At 66.3% G+C, this 23,935-nt stretch carries 20 protein-coding genes; 3 read left to right on the top strand and 17 right to left on the bottom strand.

Features of this window, described 5'->3' with window-relative positions; genetic code table 11:
* Positions 1 to 25: 25 nt before the first annotated feature.
* The 10 genes from QZ546_RS05765 to rpsB form a co-directional block, all read right to left on the bottom strand.
* On the bottom strand, positions 26 to 700 hold the full coding sequence (locus tag QZ546_RS05765; protein ID WP_294235633.1) for an OmpH family outer membrane protein: 675 nt from the start codon (positions 698 to 700) through the stop codon (positions 26 to 28).
* On the bottom strand, positions 700 to 3,420 hold the full coding sequence (gene bamA, locus QZ546_RS05760) for an outer membrane protein assembly factor BamA (RefSeq protein ID WP_294235632.1): 2,721 nt from the start codon (positions 3,418 to 3,420) through the stop codon (positions 700 to 702). The genes QZ546_RS05765 and bamA overlap by 1 nt, the downstream gene beginning before the upstream one ends.
* Before the next feature lie 79 nt (positions 3,421 to 3,499).
* Entirely contained in the window at positions 3,500 to 4,636 is a 1,137-nt protein-coding gene (locus tag QZ546_RS05755; protein WP_294235631.1) for an RIP metalloprotease, read from the bottom strand.
* On the bottom strand, positions 4,633 to 5,790 hold the full coding sequence (dxr, locus tag QZ546_RS05750; RefSeq protein ID WP_294235630.1) for a 1-deoxy-D-xylulose-5-phosphate reductoisomerase: 1,158 nt from the start codon (positions 5,788 to 5,790) through the stop codon (positions 4,633 to 4,635). The genes QZ546_RS05755 and dxr overlap by 4 nt, the downstream gene beginning before the upstream one ends.
* Positions 5,790 to 6,557 carry a phosphatidate cytidylyltransferase gene (locus QZ546_RS05745; RefSeq protein ID WP_294235682.1) on the bottom strand — a complete coding sequence of 256 codons (768 nt, stop codon included), beginning with the start codon at positions 6,555 to 6,557 and terminating at the stop codon, positions 5,790 to 5,792. Before QZ546_RS05745 ends, dxr begins: the two co-directional genes overlap by 1 nt.
* A gap of 53 nt (positions 6,558 to 6,610) precedes the next feature.
* A complete protein-coding gene (locus QZ546_RS05740) occupies positions 6,611 to 7,327 on the bottom strand; it encodes an isoprenyl transferase (RefSeq protein WP_294235681.1) in 717 nt (238 codons plus the stop codon).
* A 41-nt stretch (positions 7,328 to 7,368) separates the two neighbouring features.
* Entirely contained in the window at positions 7,369 to 7,926 is a 558-nt protein-coding gene (gene frr / locus QZ546_RS05735; protein ID WP_183951868.1) for a ribosome recycling factor, read from the bottom strand.
* 3 nt (positions 7,927 to 7,929) lie between these two features.
* Complete coding sequence (gene pyrH, locus QZ546_RS05730; protein WP_294235629.1) at positions 7,930 to 8,655, bottom strand: UMP kinase; 726 nt, start codon at positions 8,653 to 8,655, stop codon at positions 7,930 to 7,932.
* 451 nt (positions 8,656 to 9,106) lie between these two features.
* Positions 9,107 to 10,042, bottom strand: coding sequence for a translation elongation factor Ts (gene tsf, locus QZ546_RS05725; RefSeq protein ID WP_294235628.1), 936 nt, complete (start codon positions 10,040 to 10,042; stop codon positions 9,107 to 9,109).
* 161 nt (positions 10,043 to 10,203) lie between these two features.
* Positions 10,204 to 11,013, bottom strand: a complete 810-nt coding sequence (rpsB, locus tag QZ546_RS05720; RefSeq protein WP_219019528.1) for a 30S ribosomal protein S2 — start codon at positions 11,011 to 11,013, stop codon at positions 10,204 to 10,206.
* A gap of 212 nt (positions 11,014 to 11,225) precedes the next feature.
* On the opposite strand from rpsB, the gene QZ546_RS05715 reads away from it, so the two are divergent.
* Positions 11,226 to 11,621 (top strand): hypothetical protein, encoded by a 396-nt coding sequence (locus QZ546_RS05715; protein WP_294235627.1) that lies wholly within the window; start codon positions 11,226 to 11,228, stop codon positions 11,619 to 11,621.
* Here QZ546_RS05715 and pssA read toward each other — a convergent pair.
* Both pssA and QZ546_RS05705 read right to left on the bottom strand, forming a co-directional pair.
* Positions 11,557 to 12,381 carry a CDP-diacylglycerol--serine O-phosphatidyltransferase gene (gene pssA / locus QZ546_RS05710; protein WP_294235626.1) on the bottom strand — a complete coding sequence of 275 codons (825 nt, stop codon included), beginning with the start codon at positions 12,379 to 12,381 and terminating at the stop codon, positions 11,557 to 11,559. The genes QZ546_RS05715 and pssA overlap by 65 nt on opposite strands.
* 10 nt (positions 12,382 to 12,391) lie before the next feature.
* Positions 12,392 to 13,114 carry a phosphatidylserine decarboxylase gene (locus QZ546_RS05705; protein ID WP_294235625.1) on the bottom strand — a complete coding sequence of 241 codons (723 nt, stop codon included), beginning with the start codon at positions 13,112 to 13,114 and terminating at the stop codon, positions 12,392 to 12,394.
* A gap of 143 nt (positions 13,115 to 13,257) precedes the next feature.
* On the opposite strand from QZ546_RS05705, the gene QZ546_RS05700 reads away from it, so the two are divergent.
* Positions 13,258 to 14,478 (top strand): NADP-dependent isocitrate dehydrogenase, encoded by a 1,221-nt coding sequence (locus QZ546_RS05700; RefSeq protein ID WP_294235624.1) that lies wholly within the window; start codon positions 13,258 to 13,260, stop codon positions 14,476 to 14,478.
* Between the two features lie 256 nt (positions 14,479 to 14,734).
* Here QZ546_RS05700 and QZ546_RS05695 read toward each other — a convergent pair whose 3' ends face one another.
* Complete coding sequence (locus QZ546_RS05695; protein WP_294235623.1) at positions 14,735 to 15,184, bottom strand: cytochrome C; 450 nt, start codon at positions 15,182 to 15,184, stop codon at positions 14,735 to 14,737.
* A 112-nt stretch (positions 15,185 to 15,296) separates the two neighbouring features.
* Here QZ546_RS05695 and QZ546_RS05690 point away from each other — a divergent pair, with 112 nt between their 5' ends.
* Positions 15,297 to 17,075: a cation:proton antiporter gene (locus QZ546_RS05690; protein WP_294235622.1), complete on the top strand. Its 1,779-nt coding sequence runs from the start codon at positions 15,297 to 15,299 to the stop codon at positions 17,073 to 17,075.
* A 143-nt stretch (positions 17,076 to 17,218) separates the two neighbouring features.
* On the opposite strand, the gene QZ546_RS05685 is transcribed toward QZ546_RS05690, so the two are convergent.
* The 4 genes from QZ546_RS05685 to QZ546_RS05670 form a co-directional block, all read right to left on the bottom strand.
* Complete coding sequence (locus QZ546_RS05685) at positions 17,219 to 19,891, bottom strand: valine--tRNA ligase (protein ID WP_294235621.1); 2,673 nt, start codon at positions 19,889 to 19,891, stop codon at positions 17,219 to 17,221.
* 198 nt (positions 19,892 to 20,089) lie between these two features.
* Positions 20,090 to 21,712 (bottom strand): histidine kinase famiy protein, encoded by a 1,623-nt coding sequence (locus QZ546_RS05680; protein ID WP_294235620.1) that lies wholly within the window; start codon positions 21,710 to 21,712, stop codon positions 20,090 to 20,092.
* A gap of 77 nt (positions 21,713 to 21,789) precedes the next feature.
* Positions 21,790 to 22,362: a DUF2497 domain-containing protein gene (locus tag QZ546_RS05675; protein ID WP_294235619.1), complete on the bottom strand. Its 573-nt coding sequence runs from the start codon at positions 22,360 to 22,362 to the stop codon at positions 21,790 to 21,792.
* 43 nt (positions 22,363 to 22,405) lie between these two features.
* Positions 22,406 to 23,929 (bottom strand): TolC family outer membrane protein, encoded by a 1,524-nt coding sequence (locus QZ546_RS05670; protein WP_294235618.1) that lies wholly within the window; start codon positions 23,927 to 23,929, stop codon positions 22,406 to 22,408.
* Positions 23,930 to 23,935 lie beyond the last annotated feature (6 nt).

The following is a 23,935-nucleotide window of genomic DNA, read 5'->3' as shown; positions in this document are numbered from 1 at the left end:
CTTTTCCGTCTCGCTCACGAGCCGTTTACCGGCCGCTGTTCTGGCGACGCGCGGGCGCCGGAGCAGTCGTGGCGGGGGCGGCAGGCGATGCGGCGGGGGCCGCACCCTGCTGCCCCTGCTGGCCCGGCTGCCAGTTGGCGGGCGGGGTCGTGCTGACCGACGGGACGAGCTTGTCCAGCTCGGCGGTCACCGCCGAGGTGATGTCGGCGGTCGGCTGCATGAACAGCACGGCCTGCGGGCTGACCAACAGGCTGACATTCTTGGCGCGAACGGCGTTCTGCACCGCTTCGCCCAGGCGCGCCTGGATCTGCTCGACGGCATAGGCCTGGGCGCGCTGCGCCGGGGCCGCCAGACGGCCGATTTCCTGCTCGCCGGCCTGCTGCTTGGCCTGGATCTGCTCGGCCTGGGTGCGCAGCGCGGCCTGGTTGGCGTTGGGCGCCGCACGAGCGGTCTGGAACGCCTGGACCAGCGTATCCAGCTCGCGGCTGATCGCGGCGCGGCGCGCCTCGACCTGGTCGAGCTGGGTCTTGTAGGTCGTCTCGATCTGCTGGCGGGCGGCGGTCCAGGCGCGCGAACCGGCGATCGCACCCTGCGGATCGGCGACGGCGATGCCGTTCACCTGGGCCTGGGCGCTGGTGGCGACCGTGGCGGCCGGCGCGACGAGAGCCGCCGCGAGGAGGAGCTTGGAAATGGTCTTCATCAGAACTGCGTCCCTACGTTGAAAGTGATGAGCTTGGGGTCGTCGCCCGGCTGCGTGACCAATGCCTTGGCAAGGTCGATGCGAAGCGGTCCGAAAGGTGAATTCCAGTTCACACCGATGCCGACCGACACGCGCGGCCGCCACGTGCCGCCATAGAATTCCTCGACCGCATAGCTCGTATTCTGCAGCGCGACGTTGGTCGTCGTGCCCGTGCAGGCGCCACCCGCCGTCGACGAATAGCCGATGGCGCAGGTCGTCTGCAGGTTGGCGATGGTGGCATCGGCGGTGCTGGGCACCTGATAGATCTGGCGGCCCTGGCCGTCGACCAAAGGCGCTGGAGCCAGCGTGGGCGAGCCGTCCTTGTTGTACAGCAGCTTCCCGCTGGCATCGCGCGCCTGCGGGAAGTTGAGCGACGGCAGCGGCCGGGTGATGCCCCACAGGCTGCCCGCCTGGACATAGATGCTGGGACGCAGGCCCATTTCACGCGCGCCCGACCCCAGCGGCAGTTCCAGCTCGGCGCGGGCCAGGTAATAGGCCCGGCCGCCCAGCGCGTCGTCGACGATCTGGTTGCGGTCGGTCTGCTTGGTCTGGCTGCCATCGGTCCCGATGACATAGGGAATGCGAAGCACGCGCGGACCCACGCCGCGAATGTCGAAGCCGCGGAACTGCGGCTCGCCCAGATAGAAGCGGTCGACGATACGGACCGGGTCGATACCCGGACCACGGCTGCCTTCCAGCGAGTGGATATAACCACCCTCGCCCAGCACCGAGAAGACGAAGCCCTTGCCCAGGCCCATGAACTTCGCGCCTTCCGCACGGGTACGGATATATTTCACGTCACCGCCCAGACCGGCAAAGTCCTGGCTGAACGAGAAACGCTGGCCCGCCGTCGGACGCAGGCGGCTGTTCAGGCTGTCATAGATCAGCGAATAGCCGACCGACGAGGTCCAGCGGTTGCCGATCGAGTCGCAGAGATAGCGGCCCGCCGACTGATAGTTACAGGTACCGTCGGCGTTGAAGAAGGACGACGCCAGGCCGACCTCATCATAGGTCAGGCCATAGCGGCCCGACAGCGACCAATATTCGGTCAACGGCACGCCCGCGCGAACCTGGAAACCGGTCGACACCTGGCTATAGGTCGTCTGGCGGGTGGTGCCCAGATAGTTGAACGAGTTATAGTCGCGGCGGAACACGTCGACGCCCAGCGCGATATTCTTGTCGAACACATAGGGCTCGGTGAAGCCCAGCTCGATCGACTTGGAATAGGCCGAATAGTTCACGCCAGCGCGCAGTTCCTGGCCCTTGCCGCGGAAATTGCGCTGGGTGATGTTCGCCTGGATGATGAAGCGTTCCAGCGACGAATAACCGGCCGACAGCTGCAGCGAGCCGGTCGACTGTTCCTCGACATTGGTTTCCAGGACGATCCGATCGGGTGCGGAGCCGGGGTTCTGCTTGATCTCCAGCTTTTCCTGGAAATAGCCGAGCGAATTGATGCGATCCTGGCTGCGGCGGACCTGGAAGCTGTTGAAGGCGTCGCCCTCGGCCACGCGGATCTCGCGACGGACGACCTTGTCCTGCGTCTGCGTATTGCCGTTGATGTCGATCCGCTCGATGTACGTCCGCTTCGCCTCGGCGATGTTGAACGTGATCGACATGGTCAGCGTGTCCTTGTCACGCTGGAAGTCGGGGTTCACATCGGTGAAGGCATAGCCGAACAGGCCCGCCGTCTGGCTCAGGCTGTCGATCGAGTCCTCGACCAGCTTGGCGTTGTACCAGTCGCCCTTCTTCATCGGCAGCGAGGCGGCGAGCTTCGCATTGTCGAAGTCGCGGATCTGGCTGTCGACCTTCACGTCGCCGAATTTGTAGCGGGGGCCTTCCTCCACCACATAGGTGATGATGAAGTCCTTCTTGTCCGGCGTCAGTTCGGCGACCGCGCTGGTCACGCGGAAATCGGCATAGCCGTTGGTCAGGTAGAACAGGCGCAGCTTCTGCTGGTCGGCGGCCAGGCGATCCTGGTCGTAGCTGGTGGCCGAGGACAGGAAGCGGAACCAGCGCGACTGCTTGGTGTACATCGCACCGCGCAGTTCGTCGTCGGAAAATTTCTCGTTGCCGATGATGTTGATCTGGCGGACCTTGGACTTCGGGCCCTCGTTGATCTCGAACACCACGTCGACGCGGTTCTGGTCGAGATTGACCATCTTGGGCTCGACCACCGCGGCGAAACGGCCCTGGCGACGATACAGCTCGATGATGCGCGCCACGTCCTGGCGAACCGCGGTCCGGGTGAAGATCTGCCGCGGCGCGAGCTTGATCTCCTTCTTGATCTTGTCTTCCTTCAGGCGCTTGTTGCCCTCCAGAATGACCCGGTTGATGATCGGGTTCTCACGCACGCGCAGCACGATGTCGCCGGACTCGACGCCCGAGATCGAGAAGTCGGCGAACAGTTCCGACGCCTGAAGATCCTTCAGCGCCTGGTCTAGCGTCTCGGGCGTATAGGGGATGCCGACGCGCAGCTTGGTGTAGGACAGAACCGTCTCCGGCTCGATGCGCTGCGCACCTTCGACCCGAAGCGTCTTGATCGTCCGCACGGGCGCAGGCGCGACCAGCGGCGTCGGGGCGGCACCCGCCCCGGGAGCGGTCGGCGCGGTCTGTGCCATGACCGGCACACCCGACAGCATCGTGCCCGCCAGCAATATGGCGCCCGCGCGCACAGTCTTCATACCCGTCATTGCTGTCACCAAACCCACCCCAGAAAAGTCGAACCGACCCCTGTCGTCTTCGCGCCCTGCCCCATCGGCGTCACCCGATCAAGCCAGCGATATTTTTCCATAGCCCGAAATTGCCAAGATCGTTGAACGTAACGAACAGCATAAGGGCCAGGATCGCGATCAAACCGCCGCGAAACGCCCATTCCTGGGCCGCCGGCTCCAGGGGGCGTCGCCGCACCGCTTCGATCGCATAGAAAAGAAGATGGCCGCCATCGAGCATCGGCACTGGCAACAGGTTGATGAACCCCAGATTGATGGAGACCAGCGCGATGAAGAAAACAAAGGCGTCGAGGCCCAGCGACATCTGCTCGCCGGACACCTTGGCGATGGACAGCGGACCGCCCAATTCCCGGGCCGAGCGGCGTCCGGATATGACCTGGCCCAGCGTCTCGACCATCATATGGACGATCTCGCCCGTGCGCTGGACGGCGACGACCGGCGCCCGCAACAGGCCGACCGGACGGATATCGACCGTTCCTGCGCCGCGCAGGCCGAGGCGGCCGACGCGATATTCGTTGCCGAACCGGTCGCGCTGGACATCGGTGCCCACCGTCGCGCCGGTGACGAAGGCGGTGCCGCCACGCGTCGCGGTGATCGTCACCTGCTGCCCGGCGCGGATCTGCACATAGCGGGCGATGTCGGCGAAATCCGTCACGGCGCGGCCATCGATCGCCGTCACCCGGTCGCCGGGGCGGAGCGAAGAGGCCGCCGCAGCGCTACCCGGCATCACCTGTCCCACGACCGGCGGCACGACCGCCTCGCCATAAGCATAGGCGAAGCCCGCGAGGATCAGGATCGCCGCCACGAAGTTGATCGCCGGGCCCGCCGCCACGATGATCGCGCGCTGCCACACCGGCTTGGCCTGGAACGTCCGCGCCCGTTCCTCGGGCGGCAGCGCGAGCCAAGCCGCATCGGGCTGGCTGGCCGGATTCATGTCGCCGGCGAACTTCACATAGCCACCCAACGGCAGCCAGCCGATCTTCCAGCGCGTGCCCCGCTTGTCGGTGACACCGGCGATCTCGCGTCCGAAGCCGATGGCGAAGGTATCGGCCTTCACGCCGAACAGCCGCCCGGCGAGATAATGCCCCATCTCATGCACGAACACGAGCGGACCGATGGCCAGGACAAAGCCCAATAAGGTCAATAACAGGCCGGGGGTTTCGATCAAACGATGCAATCCTCAACACGCTGCGCCGCCAGTTCCCGCGCGCGCGCATCGACGGCGATCACCGCGTCGAGCGTTTCCGGCGGGGCCGGGTCGTAGCGATGGAGAACATCCTCGACGATTGCGGCAATTTCGAGGAGGCCGATGCGCTTGGCCAGAAAAGCTGCAACGGCCACCTCGTTCGCGGCATTCAGGATGGCGGGGGCCGCCCCGCCCGCCTCCAGCGCAGCACGAGCCAGGCGCAGCGCGGGGAAGCGCACCGGATCGGGCGCGGCGAAGTCCATTCGGCCGAGCGCCACCAGGTCGAGCGGCGCCATGGGCGTCTGCATCCGGTCCGGCCAGGCCAGGCAATGCGCGATCGGCACGCGCATATCCGACGGTCCCAGTTGGGCCAGCATCGACCCGTCGACATAATCGACCGCCGAGTGAATGATCGACTGCGGATGCAGAACGATCTCGATCCGGTCGGAGGGGACCGGGAACAGCCGGGCGGCCTCGATCAGCTCCAGCCCCTTGTTCATCATCGTCGCCGAATCGACCGAGATCTTTGCCCCCATCGACCAGTTGGGATGCGCCACCGCCTGTTCGGGCGTGACGCGGCGCATCTCCTCGGTGGTCCACTGGCGGAACGGCCCACCGCTGGCGGTCAGGACGATCCGGCGCACCCGCTCCGGCCGGGCAAAGTCGAAGCACTGATAGATCGCGTTATGCTCGCTATCGGCGGGCAGGATCGTCGCGCCCGCCTGGGCCGCTGCCGCCAGCACCACCTCACCCGCCGAGACGAGCGGCTCCTTATTGGCCAGCACGACCGTGCCGCCATTGGCGATCGCGGCCATGGCCGGCTCCAGACCTGCACAGCCGACAATGGCACCCATCGTCCAGTCGGCATGAAGCGCCGCCGCCTCGATCACCGCCGCCCGGCCACCCGCCACACTGGTCTCCGTCCCCGCCAGCGCGTCGCGCAGATCGGGCAGGCAGCGCTCATCCGCGACCACCGCCAGTTCCGCATTGGTGCGCTTCGCCGCCGCCGCCAGCTTGACCACATCGCAATTGGCGGTCAGCGCGCGGACGCGATAACGGTCCGGCTCGCGCTCGATCAGGTCCAGCGTGGAGGTGCCGACCGAACCGGTCGCACCCAAAATGGTAACGCTGCGCATCAGAACAGGTCCGGCAGGAAGATCAACAGCGCGGCGACAGGCGCGACGGGCACGATACCGTCCAGCCGGTCCATCACCCCGCCATGGCCGGGCAGGACATTGCCGCTGTCCTTCACGCCCGCGCGCCGCTTCAGCGCACTTTCGAACAGGTCGCCGCCCTGCGCGAGCACCGCCAGGAACGGCGTCGCGATCACCAGATGCAGCGGCAGGCCGTGCGTCCAGCGCATCGCCACCGCCAGCAGCGTCGCCGCCGTGATCCCGCCGATCAGGCCGGACCAGGTCTTGGCCGGGCTGATCGAGGGCGCGAGCTTGGGACCACCGAACTGCCGCCCGACAAAGAACGCGCCGCTGTCGCAGGCCCAGACGAGCGCCATCGCCCAGAGCGACAGCGCCAACCCATCGTCATGCAACCGGATCGCCAGCAATGAAAAGACCGGCAAGCCGACATACAGCGCCCCTGCGCCATATTCCGGGCGGCGCGACACGATGGTCAGGAAGAAGAAGGCCGCCGCGATCAGGCCCAGCGCGAAGAAGCCCGGCCCCGCCGCCAGCCCCGGCGCCATGATGGCGAGCGGCACCGACAGGGCGAATTGCGCCAGCCGCTTGCGCTGGCGGTCGACCTTCAGCAGGTCCGACCATTCGGCCATCATGAACAGGCCGACCACGACCGCCAGCAGCCAGAAGGCCAGCCCGCCCAGCGCCAGGCACAGGCTGGCCACCGCGATCATCACGATGCTGGCCAGAACCCGCTTGGTCAGATTCGACATGCTCTTGACCGGCGCCGCATCGGGCGTTCCGGTCGGCGGGATTTCAGGATCGGTCACAGGCCGCCGAAACGCCTGTGTCGTCGGCCGAACTCCGCGACCGCATCGGCCAGCGCCGCTTCATCGAAATCGGGCCAGAGTGTCTCGACGAACAGCAACTCGGCATAGGCCGCCTGCCACAGCAGGAAATTGGACAGACGCTGCTCGCCCGAGGTGCGGATGACCAGGTCGAGCGGCGGGAGGCCGTTCGTCTGCAGCTCGCCCTCGATCGCCTGGGGCGTGATCGCCTCGGCGTCCATCTCCCCGTTCGCGACCTTTTGCGCCAGTCGCTTCGTCGCCTCGACCAGCTCGGCCTGCGCACCGTAATTCAGCGCGATGGCCAGGATCGGGCCGGTATTGGCAGCCGTCCGCGCCACCGCATCGTCGATCATCGCGACGAGATCGGCGGGGAAACGGCGATAGTCGCCGATCACCCGCAACCGGACATTGTCCGACACCAGCTCGGCGAGGTCCTTGCGCAGGAAGATGCGCAGCAACCCCATCAGATCGCTGATCTCGGTCTCGGGCCGCCGCCAATTCTCCGAGGAGAAGGCGTAGAGCGTCAGCGCCTCGATACCCTGCGCCCGTGCCGCGCGCGCGATGCGGCGCACGGCATCGACACCGGCCTTGTGACCGGCGAAGCGGGGCAGCAGACGACGTTTGGCCCAGCGGCCATTACCGTCCATGATGATCGCGACGTGACGCGGGACCGCACCCGTATCGGGCACGGCCACCAGCGACCCCAGAGCCGTCTGGGCCGAGGCGGCCGGAGGACTCACTTGCCCAGGATTTCCTTTTCCTTGGCCGCGGCGGCTGCATCCAGCTCGGCGATGGTCGCGTCGGTCAGCTTCTGCACCTCGGTCTCGTGGCGCTTGCGCTCGTCCTCGCCGAAGACGCCCTTCTTCTCGTCGACCTTCAGGCTGTCCATGCCGTCGCGGCGCACGTTGCGCACCGCGATGCGCGCGCCCTCGGCGTACTTGCCGGCCAGCTTGGCGAGTTCCTTGCGGCGCTCCTCGGTCAGGTCGGGAATCGGCAGGCGCAGCGTCTGGCCGTCATTGATCGGGTTCAGGCCCAGACCCGCCGAGCGGATCGCCTTTTCCACCGACGACACGTTCGACCTGTCCCACACCTGCACCGACAACATGCGCGGCTCGGGCGCCGAGACGGTCGCGACCTGGTTCAGCGGCATGTGGCTGCCATAAACCTCGACGGTCACCGGATCGAGCAGCGCGGTCGAGGCGCGGCCCGTGCGCAGGCCGTTCAGGTCGTGCTTCAGCGATTCGACCGCGCCCTGCATACGGCGCTCGAGGTCGGACTTGTCATAGGCTGCCATGATTTAAGCTCCTGTATTCTGGACGATCGTCGACACACCCTGGCCCGACAGCACGGCACCGAAATTGCCATGTTCGCGGATGTTGAAGACGACGATCGGGATATTGTTGTCGCGGCACAGCGCAATGGCCGAGGCGTCCATGACCTTCAGGTCGTCGGAAAGGACCGTGGAATAGCTGACGGTTTCGTAGCGGGTCGCGGTCGGCACCTTCTTCGGGTCGGCATCGTAGACGCCGTCGACACTGGTGCCCTTGAACAGCGCGTCGCACTTCATCTCGGCGGCGCGCAACGCCGCGCCGCTATCGGTGGTGAAGAAAGGAGAGCCGACGCCAGCGGCGAAGATCACCACGCGGCCCTTTTCCAGGTGCCGCTCGGCACGGCGGCGGATGAAGGGCTCGCAGACGCTCGACATCGGAATGGCGGACTGGACGCGGGTGTCTACGCCGATCTGCTCCAGCGCGTTCTGCACCGCCAGCGCGTTCATGACGGTCGCCAGCATGCCCATATAGTCGGCGGTCGCCCGCTCGATACCCTTGGCCGCTGCCGACAGGCCGCGAAAGATATTGCCGCCACCGACCACGACGCACAGCTCATAGCCCTGGGCCCGGACGTCGGCGATCTCCTGCGCCACGCGCGCGGTGATGTCGGGGGAGATGGCCAGACCACCCTCCCCCATAAGGACTTCGCCCGACAATTTCAGAAGGATACGTTTGAAGCGCGGGGTGGTCATCGTTTCTCGTGTCTTGGCCATGAAAGTGGCGCGGACCTTAGGCGGCGTCCGGGCGGCGGGCAACCACAGAGCGGCGGGATGCAGGGATTTTCGTGAGACGGTGCCGCCGTCCGGGCCACACCCCTTCCATGCCACCAACCCCGTTCAGGGTGAGCGAACTCGAAGCCCATGGAACTGCGGCTCGCCCATGCCCTTCGAGTTCGCTCAGGGCGAACCGAGATTGGGATACTGATTCCTCCCTGAGCTTGCTCGGGGAGGGGGACCGCGCCCGCAGGGCGTGGTGGAGGGGCATAGCCGATCCGTCCGCCCCTCCACCATCGCCGACGCGATGGCCCCCCTCCCCAAGCACAGCTTGGGGAGGATTTGAAACGGCCCAAACGCAAAGGGAGCGGCCACCTCGCGGCAGCCACTCCCCTTTACCTCATCGTCCCAGCATGGGACGATTTGGGAATTACGCCTTCTGCGGAACGCCCGACGCGGCGGCCACTTCGGCCGCGAAGTCCGACGCTTCCTTCTCGATGCCTTCGCCCAGCTGGAAGCGGACATAGTCCACCAGCTTGATCTCGGCACCGGCGTCCTTGCCGGCCTTCGCCACGACGTCGCTGATCTTGGTCTTGCCGTCGATCACGAACAGCTGGCTGACCAGCGCGTGCTCCTTGCGGTACTTGGCGATCGAGCCTTCGACCATCTTGGCGATGATGTCGGCGGGCTTGCCCGATTCGGCGGCCTTTTCGGTCGCGATCGCGCGCTCACGCTCGATCTCGGCCTCGTCCAGGTCTTCCTCGTTCAGCGCCTTGGGGAAGGCAGCTGCGATGTGCATCGCCAGCTGACGGCCCAGCGACTGCAGGACGTCGTCGGCCGCTTCCGATTCCAACGCGACCAGCACGCCGATCTTGCCCAGGCCCGGCGCCTGCTGGTTGTGGACATAGGACACGACGGCGCCCTTCGACACTTCCAGGCGCTTGGCGCGACGCAGCGACTGGTTCTCACCAATCGTCGCGACATTGTTGGTCAGCACTTCGGCGACGGTGCCGCCCTGCGGCATCGCTTCGTTCTTCAGCGCCTCGATGTCGTCGCTGGTCTTCAGCGCGATGTCCGTCACGTCCTTCACGAACGCCTGGAACTGGTCGTTCTTGGCGACGAAGTCGGTTTCCGAGTTCACTTCGACGGCAGCACCCACGGTGCCGCTGGTGGCGACGCCGACCAGACCTTCGGCTGCGGTACGGCTCGACTTCTTCTGCGCGGCCGCCAGGCCCTTCGTGCGCAGCCAGTCCAGCGCGGCGTCCATGTCGCCATTCGCTTCGGCCAGCGCCTTCTTGCAGTCCATCATGCCCGCGCCGCTCTTTTCGCGCAGGTCCTTGACCATCGCTGCGGTGATATCGGCCATTGTCTCAATCCTCTGTCTGAAAAGGGGGATGCGGGTAGGGCCGCCCCATCGGAGGCGGCCCTTAGCACGGCTTGCATGTCAAGCCGATGTCACCGACCGGAGGGATGCCCCCCCCCCGGTCGATGATCGCCCCGCCCGCATCGCGGGGCCGTGTCACGCGATTAGGCGTCGAGCTGACGCTCGGCCTCGACCGCCTGCTCGGCGGTTTCGGCGGGAGCGACGGTCAGCGCTTCCTCGACGGGCGGCTCCGCCATAGCGCCAAAGTCCGCGCCGCCACGGCGCTGCTGCTCGTTATTGCCACGGGTCGCGGCAATGGCGACGGCTTCGCAGTACAGGCGGATCGCGCGGCTGGCGTCGTCATTCGCGGGAACCGGGAACGCGATGCCGTCGGGCGAGACGTTCGAATCGAGGATCGCGACGACGGGGATGCCCAGCGTGTTGGCCTCCTTGATCGCCAGCTCTTCCTTGTTGGCGTCGATCACGAACATCACGTCCGGGATGCCGCCCATGTCGCGGATGCCGCCCAGCGACAGCTCGAGCTTGTCGCGCTCGCGGGTCAGGTTCAGCACTTCCTTCTTGGTCAGGCCGTGCGTGTCGCCCGACAGCTGCTCCTCAAGGGTCTTGAGGCGCTTGATCGAGTTCGAGATCGTCTTCCAGTTGGTGAGCATGCCGCCCAGCCAACGATGGTTGACGAAGTGCTGGCCAGCGCGGCGAGCGGCCTCGGCGACCGGCTCCTGCGCCTGGCGCTTGGTGCCGACGAACAGGACCTTGCCACCGCCAGCGACGGTCGAGCTGATGAACTCGAGAGCGCGCGCGAAGAGCGGCACGGTCTGCGACAGGTCGAGGATGTGGACGCCGTTGCGGTCGCCAAAGATGTAGGGCTTCATCTTCGGGTTCCAGCGGTGGGTCTGGTGGCCGAAGTGCGCGCCGGTCTCGACCAGCTGCTGCATGGTGACGACGGGTGCCGCCATAAGATAATTCCTTCCGGTTAGGCCTCTGGGAAGCGGATGACGCGGCGGGCGAAGCCCATGCGCACCGAAATATGATGCTTCCCATGCGGTGTTGAGGGGCGGGCGCTTAGACGATCACGCCCCCCATTGCAAGCGAACAATGACGTTCACTTTTGTTCCAGCTCCCATTGACTCGAGAACATGTTCGGAACATAGAGAGATCACAACAGGGAATGCAGGTTGATCGTCGCAAATCGGCTTCGCAACGTCACGAAAATGGCACGGCTCGACCTGTTGTCGCGGTGACGATGACGGAACCGGACGAAATTCCAAAGGGTTACGGTCCGGTTAATTTGCCGGTCCGTATGGTCAGGCAGGAGGCGGACATCATGATGATCGTGGTGAGTGTTCTGGTTTTCACGGGGGCCCTGGTCGCCGCAATCGCGACGATCGCGATGATGATCGCGCCGCAATGGCGCCGCATCCTGCATCTGGCGACCGGTCATGTCGAACCCGCTTTCACCCCGCTGGCGACGCTGGTCGTTGCCGAGCGCCGTATCGCCGTCAGGCGCTGGGCGGCGGGTTCGCCGGTGCCTTCGCCGCTGGCCCGCCGCCGCGCTGCCGCTTGACTCTGGCATAGGCGAGCATCGTGAACGGGATGCTCGCCAGATAGGCCAGGCATAGCGCAGTCAGGGCGTGCCAAGGGGCGGAGATCAATGCCACACCGACCAGCACGATGATCGCCAGCGCCTCGAACCGCACATTGCGGCGCAGGCGGAAAGAGGTCCAGGACAGGGTTGCGACGCTGGACACCATCAGCAGTGCAATCAGCGCGACCCAGGGCGCAACGATATAGGGCGATGCGAAAATCGGCTCGCCGGTCCAGAACCACAAATAAAGCGGCAACATCGCCAGGCCGGCCCCCGCCGGTGCGGGAACGCCGGTGAAGAAGCCCGCCGTCTTGCGCGGCTGGTCGGTGACATCGAGCTGTGAATTGAACCGCGCCAGCCGCAGGGCGCAGAACACGGCTTGTAGCACCGCGCAGATCCAGCCGATGCGCGGCAGATTCTCGAGCGACCAGAGATAGAGGATCAGCGCGGGCGCGACACCGAAGGAGATGGCGTCCGAGAGCGAATCGAGTTCGGCGCCAAACCGGCTTTCGCCACGCAACAGGCGGGCGATCCGCCCATCCAGTCCATCGAGTATGGCGGCGACCATGATCATCGTCACCGCCGCCTCCCACGATCCGGCGATCGCGAACTTCACGCCCGTCAGCCCCGACACCAGGGCAAGCGCCGTCACCGCATTGGGCGCGATCGCCCGAAGCGGAAGACCACGGGGCGGTGCACCGGCGACACCGCGACGTGCGAAACGGGGGGGCATGACCATGAACGAGGACTTATTGCGCGATGCCGGTCATCGGCTTGCCGCCGACTCGACCCAAGACGGTCTCGCCCGCCACCGAGCGCTGGCCCAGGCAGACCTGCGGCGTGACATCGTCGGGCAGATACACGTCGACACGGCTGCCGAAGCGGATCAGACCGACGCGCTGGCCGGCGGCGACCATATCCCCAGGCTTGACGAAACCGACGATGCGGCGCGCGACCAGACCCGCGATCTGGGTGAAGCCGTATTTGCGACCATCACGCCCCTCGACCACGAAATGCTGGCGCTCATTCTCGTCCGACGCCTTGTCCAGGTCGGCATTCAGGAACTTGCCCGAGATATAGACGACCTGGCGGATAATGCCCGCGACCGGCGTGCGATTGATGTGCACGTCGAACACCGACATGAAGATCGACACGCGGACCAGCGGCGCCTCGCCCAGCTCGCCGACCAGCTCGCGCGGAATGGCCACGCGCTGGATCATGGTGACGAGACCGTCGGCGGGGGCGACGATCAGATCGTCGCCCTGCGGCGTGGTGCGCACCGGATCGCGAAAGAAGGCGGCGATCCAGATGCACAGGCCGACGAATGGCCAGAACAGGATCTTGGTGATCACCGTGGCGATCAGGGTCAGGCCCACCCCGATCAGCACATATTTGCGCCCCTCGGGATGGACGGCGGGAAAGCGCCACTTGACGGTGGTGGTCGCGACGGGAGGCTTTTCAAGCGAAGGCATCGGGCCTGTCTACCTGTCCACCGGCCATCGCACAATCTTTTCGGTTCGCCCCGGCCCTTTCCCATGACGTGCAGGGTGGTTGATCCGCCGCGCCCCCTCCCCTAGACGCTTGCCCAAACCTGCCTAATCTGAAGGATGCGCATATGGCGAAGATCAAGGTAAACACCCCCGTCGTGGAGATCGACGGCGACGAAATGACCCGGATCATCTGGGAATGGATTCGCGAGCGCCTGATCAAGCCGTATCTCGACATCGAGCTGGCCTATTTCGATCTGTCGGTCGAGAACCGCGACGCGACCAGCGACCAGGTGACGATCGACAGCGCCCATGCCACGCAGAAGTACGGCGTCGCGATCAAGTGCGCGACCATCACCCCCGACGAACAGCGCGTCGAGGAATTCGGCCTGAAGAAGATGTGGAAGTCGCCCAACGGCACGATCCGCAACATCCTGGGCGGCGTGGTGTTCCGCGAGCCGATCGTCATCAAGAACGTTCCCCGCCTCGTCCCCGGCTGGACCCATCCGATCGTGGTCGGCCGTCACGCCTTCGGCGACCAGTATAAGGCGACCGACTTCAAGGTGCCCGGCAAGGGCAAGCTGACCCTGAAGTGGGAAGGCGAGAATGGCGAATCGATCGAAGAGGAGGTGTTCAACTTCCCGGCGGCCGGCGTCGCCATGGGCATGTACAATCTCGACGAGTCGATCCGCGACTTCGCGCGCGCCTCGATGAACTATGGCCTGAACCGCGGCTGGCCGGTCTATCTGTCGACCAAGAACACCATCCTGAAGGCCTATGACGGCCGCTTCAAGGACATCTTCCAGGAAGTGTTCGACGCCGAATTCGCCGAGCAGTTCAAGGCGGCAGGCATCGAATATCAGCACCGCCTGATCGACGACATGGTCGCCTCCGCCCTGAAGTGGCACGGCGAGTTCGTCTGGGCCTGCAAGAACTATGACGGCGACGTGCAGTCGGACACCGTCGCGCAGGGTTTCGGCTCGCTGGGCCTGATGACCTCGGTGCTGATGACCCCGGACGGCAAGACGATCGAGGCGGAAGCGGCGCACGGCACCGTCACCCGCCACTATCGCCAGCACCAGCAGGGCAAGGCGACCTCGACCAACCCGATCGCGTCGATCTTCGCCTGGACCGGCGGCCTGAAGTATCGCGGCAAGTTCGACAACACCCCCGACGTCGTCCGCTTCGCCGAGACGCTGGAAAAGGTCTGCGTCCAGACCGTCGAGAATGGCCAGATGACCAAGGACCTCGCCATCCTGATCGGCCCGGACCAGCCCTGGATGACCACCGAGCAGTTCTTCGAGGCGATCCGCGTCAACCTCGAAACCGCGATGGCGAACTGGCAGTAATCCTGCCATCGCTGGTTAAGAAGGGGCTCGGAGGCATTGCTTCCGGGCCCTTTTTTTGGCTCCGCTTCTGCGCCCGTTCAGCCTGAGCGACGTCGAAGACAAGGGAATCCGGCCGCCAGATCGGCCTTGGAGAGGTTCCCGCGTGGCCTTCGACTACGCTCAGGCCGAACGGATGTGGGAAATTGCGGGCGCCCCGTCCCTCACCCCCGTTCACGCTGAGCGAAGTCGAAGCGCACGCCCCGCCTTCCCGGTCCGGCTACTCCCGCCCTTCCCGCTCCAGATACGCAATCACATCCGCCCGCGCGAGCGGATCGGGCAAGCCGGGGAAGGTCATCTTCGTCCCTGGCGCGAAACGCTGCGGAGCGGTCAGCCAACGGTTCATCGTCGCCCGGTCCCAATGGCCGCCGACCTTCATCAGTGCAGCGGTGTAGCCGAACCGATCGCTGGCGCCCGCGACAGGCTTGCCCATGACGCCGTGCAAATTCGGCCCGGCGCGATCCAGTTCACCCTTGCCGATGGTGTGACAGGCGAGGCACTGGCCAAAGGTCCGCGCCCCCGCATCGGCATCGGCGACCCGCATCAGCGCATCCAGCGACGGGTTGGGGCCCGCCGCCTTCAGCCGCTCCGCCCGACCGTCATCGCCGCATGCGGCCAGCATGAGGCAGGACAGGATCACGGCGGCGAACGAGGCGGGGTATCGGATCATCCCCGGGCCCTAACCTTGCGTTCCGTCCGCGCGCATTGGACGAATCGCCCCATCGTCGTTTTGTCGGATTAACGACCTGACAAATGCGGCAAAGCCGGGCTAGTCTGTCGCCATGGCACTTCGGCTGGACAATCAGGGTTTCTCCGACGCCCTCGTCATCCTCGGTTCGGCGGGGATCGTCATCCCGGCCTTTGCGCGTTTCCGGGTGAGCCCGGTGATCGGGTTCATCCTGGTCGGCCTGCTGGTCGGCCCGGCCGGATTGGGGGCGCTCGTACCCCATGCGCCGTGGCTCTATTATCTGACCATCTCCAACCCGGAATCGATCGAGCCCTTTGCCGAGTTCGGCATCATCTTATTGCTTTTTTCCATTGGCTTGGAGCTGTCCTTTCGCAGGCTTTGGGCAATGCGACGGCTGGTGTTCGGCACCGGCGCGGCGGAGTTGATCGGCTCGGCGACGCTGATCGGGATCGCGCTGCACCTGCTCGGCCAGGGCTGGGCCGGGGCAATAGGGCTTGGCCTGGCGCTGACCCTGTCCTCGACCGCGCTGGTGCTGCCGCTGGTCGGGACAACCAGTCCGGTCGGGCGCGGGGCCTTCGCGATGCTGCTGTTCGAGGATCTGGCGCTCGTCCCGATCATCTTTGCACTGGGCGCGATGGCGCCGACCGCCAGCGACGAGGGCTGGGTCGGGATTGCGGGCGTCGCGCTGCGTGGCGGGGTGACCGTCGTCGCCATGTATCTGGGCGGCAAGCTCGTCCTGCCACGCCTCTTCGCCCAGGCGGCGCGCACGAAAAGCCCCGAATTGTTCCTTGCCGCCTCCCTGCTGGTCGTGATCGTCGCCAGCGTCGCGACGACCGCCGCCGGGCTATCGCCGATCGTCGGCGCGCTGCTCGCCGGGCTACTGATCGCGGAAACCGAATATCATTCGGAGGTCGAGGTGATGACCGCCCCCTTCAAGGGGCTGGCGCTCGGCGTGTTCCTGATCACGGTCGGCATGAGCCTGGACCTGCGGCTGATCGTCAAGAACTGGGATTCGCTGTTGCTGGCCGTCGTTGGCGTCGTCGCGGTGAAGGCACTCGTCACCTATCTATTGCTGCGCGTCGCCCATGCCCGGCGCGGCGTCGCGGCGGAAACGGGGCTGCTGATGGGCAGCCCGTCGGAGACCACGCTGATCGTGCTCGGCACGGCCGCGCAGGCGCAGCTGATCCTGCCCTCGACCGCTGCCTTCTGGCAGACGGTGACGGCGATCGGCCTGACCATCACGCCGCTGCTCGCCAAGGCGGGGCGCGTCATCTCGCGCCGAATCGAGGCGCGCAGCACCGACGGCCCGCCTACGCCGGAGCCGGAAGCAAATGGCGCACGCACCGTCATCATCGGCTTTGGCCGTGTCGGCAAGATGATCGCCGATATGCTGACTGTGCACGGCCAGTCCTATGTCGCGGTCGAGGCGGATATCGATTCGGTCGGCGAAGCGCGGCGCGCGGGCTATCCGGTGCTGTTCGGTGACGTGGCGCGGGCCGAACTGGTCGACCGGCTGAACCTGCCCGCCGCCCGCGCGCTGATCCTGACGATGGACGATCCGGTACTGACCGTACGGCTGGCGCGGCGCATTCGAGAGGCTGCCCCCGACCTGCCGATCATCGCGCGCGCGCGTGACATGGCGCACGCGACCGAGCTCTACCGGGCGGGCGTCAGCGAGGCGGTGCCCGAGACGCTCGAAAGCTCGCTGCAATTGTCGGAGGCGGTGCTGGTCGATCTGGGTGTCGCGATGGGGCCGGTGATCGCGTCGATCCACGAAAAGCGCGACGAATTGCGGCAGGTCATCCGGCGTGAGGCGCAGTTGCAGCGCGAGCCGAGGATCCGGCGGCTGAGGCGATTGGGGGAACAGGGGTGAGCCCAATTCTCCCCGAGCTATGCTTGGGGAGGAGGACCATCGCACCAGCGATGGTGGAGGGGCAAGATGGACCGGCCGTGCCCCTCCACCACGCCCTTCGGGCGCGGTCCCCCTCCCCATGCTTCGCATAGGGAGGATTGGGTTTAGCCCAGGCGACCTAGCGCGGCATGGAGCCGCGCGGCTTCGGCCATCTTGTCGGCGTGATCGGCCTTCGCCTTTTCCACCGCTTCGGGCTTGGCGCGTTCGACGAAGCTGGCATTGCCCAGCCGCCTGCCCAGCGCGTCGCGTTCCTTCTCGACCGCCGCGATCGCCTTGGTCAGGCGCTGGCGCTCGGCGTCGAGATCGATGACCCCTTCGAGCGGCAGGACGAAGGTCGCCTCGTCCACCACCACCTGCGCCGCCCCGCCCGAAGCCTCGCCCTCAGCCGCCTCGACACGCGCCAGGCGGGCGAGCGCCGAGGCCTGCCGGACCAGCCGCTCCTGCGTGTCGCCATGCGCGTCACGAACATGCATCGGCAGGCGCGCGCCCGGCGGCACATTGAGTTCGGTCCGCGCCGCCCGAATTTCGCTGACCAGACGGATCAGCCAGTCGATCTCGCGCTCCGCCTCGGGGTCGAGCGCGCGGGCGTCGGCCATCGGCCACTGGGCCACGATCAGGTCGTGATCGCGCGCGCCCATGGCGTGCCACAGCTCTTCGGTGATGAAGGGCATGAACGGATGTAGCAGGACCAGGATCTGGTCGAGCACCCAGCCCGCCACGGCACGGGTTTCATCGCCGCCCGCTTCGCCGCCCTGAAGGACCGGCTTGATGAGTTCGAGATACCAGTCGCAGAAGCGGCTCCAGACGAACTGGTAGATGGCGTTCGCCGCGCCATCGAACCGGTAATCGGCCAGCGCCAGGTCGACTGCCTGCACGGTCTTCACGGTCTCGGCGATGATCCACTTGTTGACCGCGAGGCTCGCGTTCGGGGCCTCCAGCGTCGCCGAGGCGCCGATGCCGTTCGCCTGAGCGAAGCGTGCCGCATTCCACAGCTTGGTCGCGAAGTTGCGATAGCCCTCGACGCGGCGTTCATCCATCTTGATGTCGCGGCCCTGGCTCTCCATCGCCGCCATGAAGAAGCGCAGCGCGTCGGCGCCATATTGGTCGATCAGGCCCAGCGGATCGACCGTGTTGCCCTTCGACTTCGACATTTTCGAGCCATCGGCGGCGCGGACAAGGCCGTGGAGATACAAGGTCTTGAAGGGCACATCTTCGATGAAGTGGAGGCCCTGCATCATCATCCGTGCATCCCAGAAGAACAGGATGTCGAAGCCGGAGATCAGCACGTCGTTCGGGTAACGCCCCGCCAGTGTCTTGTCGCCATCGTCCGGCCAGCCGAGCGTCGCGAAGGGCCAGAGCGCGGAGGAGAACCAGGTGTCGAGCACGTCCGGGTCGCGGGTCAGGGTAACGCCCTCGCCCGCCTCAGCCTGCGCTTCCTCTTCGCTCTCGGCGACGAACACGCGGCCGTCCTCGGCGAACCAGGCCGGAATCTGGTGGCCCCACCAGAGCTGGCGGCTGACGCACCAGGGCTGGATATTCTCCATCCAGTTGAAGAAGGTCTTTTCCCACGCCTGCGGCACGATCTTGATCGCGCCGGAGCGCACCGCCTCGATCGCGGGTTGAGCGAGCGTCTTGGCGTCGACATACCATTGGTCGGTCAGCCAGGGCTCGATCACCACGCCCGAGCGATCGCCGAACGGCGTCTGGATCGTGCGCGGCTCGGCGTCGTGTTCTTCGCCGTCCTTGTCGATATGCAGGATGAGGACGCCCTCGTCCTTCAACCGCGCGACCACGGCCTTGCGCGCCTCGGCGGTCGACAGACCCAGGAAGGCGTCGGGGATCAGACCGTCCGCCGTCTGGACGATGCACGCCTTGGCATCGAGCATGTTGAGCATGTCGCGCGCTTCGAACCCTGCGCGGCGGCCGACCTCGAAATCGTTGAAGTCGTGGCCGGGCGTGATCTTGACCGCACCCGATCCCAGTTCGGGGTCGGCATGTTCGTCGGCGACGATCGGGATCAGGCGGCCGGTGATCGGCAGGCGGACCTGCTTGCCGATCAGTGCGGTATAGCGCGCGTCGTCCGGGTGAACCGCGACCGCCATGTCGGCGAGCATCGTCTCCGGCCGGGTCGTCGCGACCTCGATAAAGCCCGATCCGTCGGCCAGCGGATAGCGAAGGCGCCAGAAGCCGCCCTTCACTTCGCGCGTCTCGACCTCCAGGTCGCTGATCGCGGTGCCGAGGCCGGCGTCCCAGTTGACCAGGCGTTTGTCGCGGTAGAGCAGGCCCTGGGCGTACAGGTCGACAAAAACCTTCAACACCGCCTTGCTGAAGCCCTCGTCCATCGTGAACCGCTCGTTCGCCCAGTCCATCGAGCAGCCCAGGCGGCGCAACTGGCCGGTGATCTGGCCGCCGCTCTCCGCCTTCCACGCCCAGACCTTGTCCAGGAACTGGTCGCGGGTGAAGTCGGTGCGCTTTTCGCCGCGCGCGTTCATCTGACGCTCGACCACCATCTGGGTCGCGATGCCGGCATGGTCGGTACCGACGACCCACAGCGCGTCCTTGCCCTTCAGCCGGGCATGGCGGACGAGAATGTCCTGCAGCGTGTTGTCGAGCGCATGGCCGATATGCAGATTGCCGGTGACGTTGGGCGGCGGGTTGACGATTGTCCAGGGCTCGGCATTCGGGCGGTCGGGGCGGAACAGGCCCTTTTCCTCCCAATGGCCATACCAGCGGGCTTCGATTGCGGCGGGGTCGAACGTCTTGGGCAGCTCAGTCATGCCGCTGCCTTAATGACCAGCGCCGCCGGACGCCAGATGCTATCCGGTAGGGGATGACTGCCGACTCATTCCTCCTCTGCAAGGGGAGGTGGCAGGGCGGCAGCCCTGACGGAGGGGTGTACCGCTATCGAGGGGGTGACACCCCTCCACCAGCTTCGCTGGTCCCCCTCCCCTTGCAGGGGAGGAATGGGGGTTAGATTAAGTCCGCGCGCCCGGACGGTCGAGCACCGCACGGATCCGTTCGTTCAGCTCGGCGCGGCGATAGGGCTTGCGGATCAGCTCATAGGAGCGCGCGCCCTCGTCGATCGCCTCGTCGGCAAAGCCGGTGGTCAGCAGCACCGAGATGCGCGGGAAATCGCGCCGCACCGCCTGTGCCAGCGCCACGCCGTTCATGCCGCCGGGCATCAAGATGTCGGTGAACAGCAGCGAAAAGTCGCTGTCGCCCGCCAGATGGTCCAGCGCCTCGCGCGCGCTGCGGGTCAGGACGACGTCATAGCCCAGATCCTCGAGCATCGACCGACCGAGATCGCCGACATCCTCCTGATCCTCAACCATCAGGACGCGCTCGACCCCGCCGCTGCGCGCGGGCTGGACCGGCGAGGCGCGGCGTTCGGTGACGCCCGCCGCGCGCGGAAAATAGAGCGCGATCGTGGCCCCTTCCCCGTCGGGCTCGACCACGGCGAGCCCGCCCGACTGACGCATGAAGCCATAGACCATGGCCAAGCCCAGCCCGGCGCCCTTCCCCATTTCCTTGGTCGTGAAGAAGGGGTCGAAGATCTTGTCGGCAATCTGCGCGTCGATGCCAGGCCCATTGTCGGCGATACGCACCGCGACATAGTCGCCCGGCTCCAGATTGGCCGGGCCTTCGGGCGCATCGGCCGTCTGGATCATGTTGCGGGTCGTGATGACGATCTCGCCCTGCCGTCCGTTGCGCGCCAGCGCCTCGCGCGCGTTCGTCACGATGTTGAGCAGCGCCATCTCCGCCTGGACCGGGTCGATCCGGCAGTTCCAGAGATTTTCCTCCAGCCGATTGCGCATCACCACGCCCTCGCCCGCGGTGCGGTTCAGGATCGGCCGGAAATCCTCGATCAGCTGGTTGAAGTTGAGCAGCCGGTCGCGCAGCTCCTGCTTGCGGGCAAAGGCGAGCAGCTGCTGGGTCAGCGTCGCGCCGCGCGCCGCCGCCGCGCCGATCGCCTCGACCGCGCGTCGTCCGCTGCGATCGTCCTGATCGACCCGCGCTTCCAATATGTCGGCATAACCGATGATGACCTGGAGCAGATTGTTGAAGTCGTGTGCGATACCGCCGGTCAGCTTGCCGACTGCCTCCATCTTCTGCGCCTCGTGCAGCGCATCCTCGGCCTCGCGACGGCGCGAAATGTCGAGCTGGCTGCTGAAGAAATAGACCAGTTCGCCCGCATCGTCATAGACCGGCGAGACGAACAGCGCGTTCCAGAAGGTCGAGCCGTTCTTGCGGTAATTGAGCAGTTCGACCGCGATTTCGTCACGGCGTTCGACGGCGGCGCGAATTTGCGCCACCACGTCGCGGTCGGTTTCCGGACCCTGGAGAAACCGGCAGTTGGTGCCCAGAATCTCCTGCTCCGAATAGCCGGTCATGAAGCTGAAGGCTTCGTTGCAGAAGACGATGGGGTTGTCGGGTTGCCGGGGATCGGTGACGATCATCGGCATCCGCGTGGTCTTCACCGCCGCGAAGAAGATGTCCGACTGGCCCGAATGCGGCTGTTTCGCGTCGGAGATAGGCGGAGACGACACCGGCGAGCGCGGCGATTTTTCCATATCGGGCGTCTCGTCCTTCGGGGCCATGCACATCGAACCCGGTCAGGTCGCACCGGTTCCGCCCGCGTATCGACACGGGCGGAAATCGACGGATTACATTGGGCTTAGCGCCCTTCGCGGGTGATCCGGGCGATCTCGCGCGCGACCATCGCCTCGACCATCTCGGGCAGATTCGCGTCGAGCCAGTCGCGGAGCATCGGGCGCAGCATCTCGCGCACCAGCCCCTCCAGGGTGCCGTCGCTGGCGGGTTCGGTGGGCTTGACCATCATACGGCTGAGCGCCTCCAGGGAGCCACGGCTGGCCTCGGCCGCGCGCGGGGATACGATCGCTTCCTCGGCATCGGCTTCCTCGACCGGGGCCTGCACGGCGGCGGCGACCGGCGCGGGCGCGGCGGCCTGAACGACCGGCTCGGGTGCCGGGGCCGGTGCGGGCGCAGGTTCGGCGATGGCGCGCATCGCCGATTCGGCGGCGCGGGCGGCGGCGGCCTCGACCTTCATGCGCAGCGGCATGGGATCGCTGAGTTCCAGCACCTCGGGCGAATCGTCATCGGCCACGGGCGACGGCACCGGGCGCGGCTGACGCCGCTGACGCGCGGGCACTTCGCCCTCTTCGGCAATGATCCTTTTGATGGAGGAGAGGATTTCCTCCATCGACGGTTCGGCGCTGACATCACCCATGACCGCAATCCCCATTGAAGCCCCCCAAGGCCCTCGCCCGGCTTTATTGCCGGCTTGGTGCCTCTGCACCTGTGGTTAATGCGGGGCTTCTGTCAACAGGCGCGTTGACGTCGGCGTCGAGCGGACGGGTGACCGCCGCCGTCTGGGCCGGGGTTCCGGCGGTCGTGCTGGCCACCGGCGCGGGCTCGCCATCGTCGGACCAGTCGTTGATCTTGTTGCGGACGCGCTTGTAATTGGTGACCGGGTCATAGAGCGAACCGCCCTCCAGCCCCAGGTCGCGCGCCTCGGCATTGCCCATGGCGGCGATCAGCGCGAAGCCCGCGACATAGGCGTCGCGCCGCGCGGTGACGAGCGTCACCTGGCTGTTCAGCAATTCCTGCTCGGCATTCAGGATGTCCAGCACGGTGCGCGTGCCGACGCTGTTCTCGGCACGCACGCCTTCCAGCGACAGCGAGTTTGCGCGGACCGCCGATTCGGCCGAGGTGATCACCTCCTGCGAGGATTGCCAGACCGCATAGGCCGAGCGGACCTGCGCCACCACCTGCCGCTCGGTCCCCGTGGCGTTCTCCAGCGCCTGGCCGCGCAAAGCTTCGGCCTGGCGGACCTGCGCCGCCGGGCGACCGCCCTGGAACAGTGGCATGGAAAGCTGCGCGCCAACGGTCGCGTTCACACCCGAACCGGGCGCGCCGCTCATGTTCGACAGGCTACCCAGATAGTTGAAGTAATTGCCGCTCGACACTGCCGACACGCGCGGCAGGCGGTTGGCGCGCGCGGATTCGATGTCATAGCGGGTCGCATCGGCGGCACGGCGCGCCGCGATCAGCTGCGGATTCTGTTCGAGCGCGACGGCCACCGCCTGGTTGGGCGACGCCGGAAGCGCGGGCAGCGCCGGCGGCTGCTCCAGCCCGACCGGCGCCACGCCGACCACGGCCACATAATTTTCGCGGCTGGAGATCAGGTTCGCCTGCGCCGACTGAAGCTGCGCGCGCGCCTGGGCCAGCCGGGCCTCCGACTGGGCCACGTCGGTCCGGGTCAGGTCGCCGACCTGGAACCGGTCGCGCGAGGCGCGCAGATTGGTGTCCAGCACGTTGACGTTGCGGGTGTTGAGATTGACGATCGCCTCGTCGCGGATGACGTTCATATATGCCGCGACGACATTGGTGAAGAGGTTCGCCTCCACCCCGCGCAGCTGGGCGCGGCCCGCATCGACCCGCGTCTCGGCGGCACGCACAGCATTCTTGACCGCCCCGCCCTGATAGAGCGGCACCGTCAGCTGCAACGCCCCCGTCGCCACCCGCTCAGGGTTCAGGAAGTTGTTGTTCGCCACGACGATATTGTCGGTGAACTGCCCCGAGGATTGCAGCGAGGGCAGGCCGCTGGCCTTGGCGATCGGCACATTCTCGTCGGTCGCGCGCTGGGCGGCGCGCTGGCCGGTGATCGTCGGGTTGGTCTGGTACGCCCGCACCATGGCTTCCCGTAACGTCTCCGCCGAAGCGCCCTCGGCCAGCAACAGGGCCGAGCCGATAACGACGGCGGAGGTCAGGCAGGAAGACAGGTGCAGGCGCATGGTCCC

The organism is uncultured Sphingomonas sp. (assembly GCF_913062585.1).
In the GTDB taxonomy this organism is placed as follows: Bacteria; Pseudomonadota; Alphaproteobacteria; order Sphingomonadales; family Sphingomonadaceae; genus Sphingomonas.
Note: the sequence above shows the minus strand (reverse complement) of the source record. Positions and strands in the feature narration are given on the sequence as shown.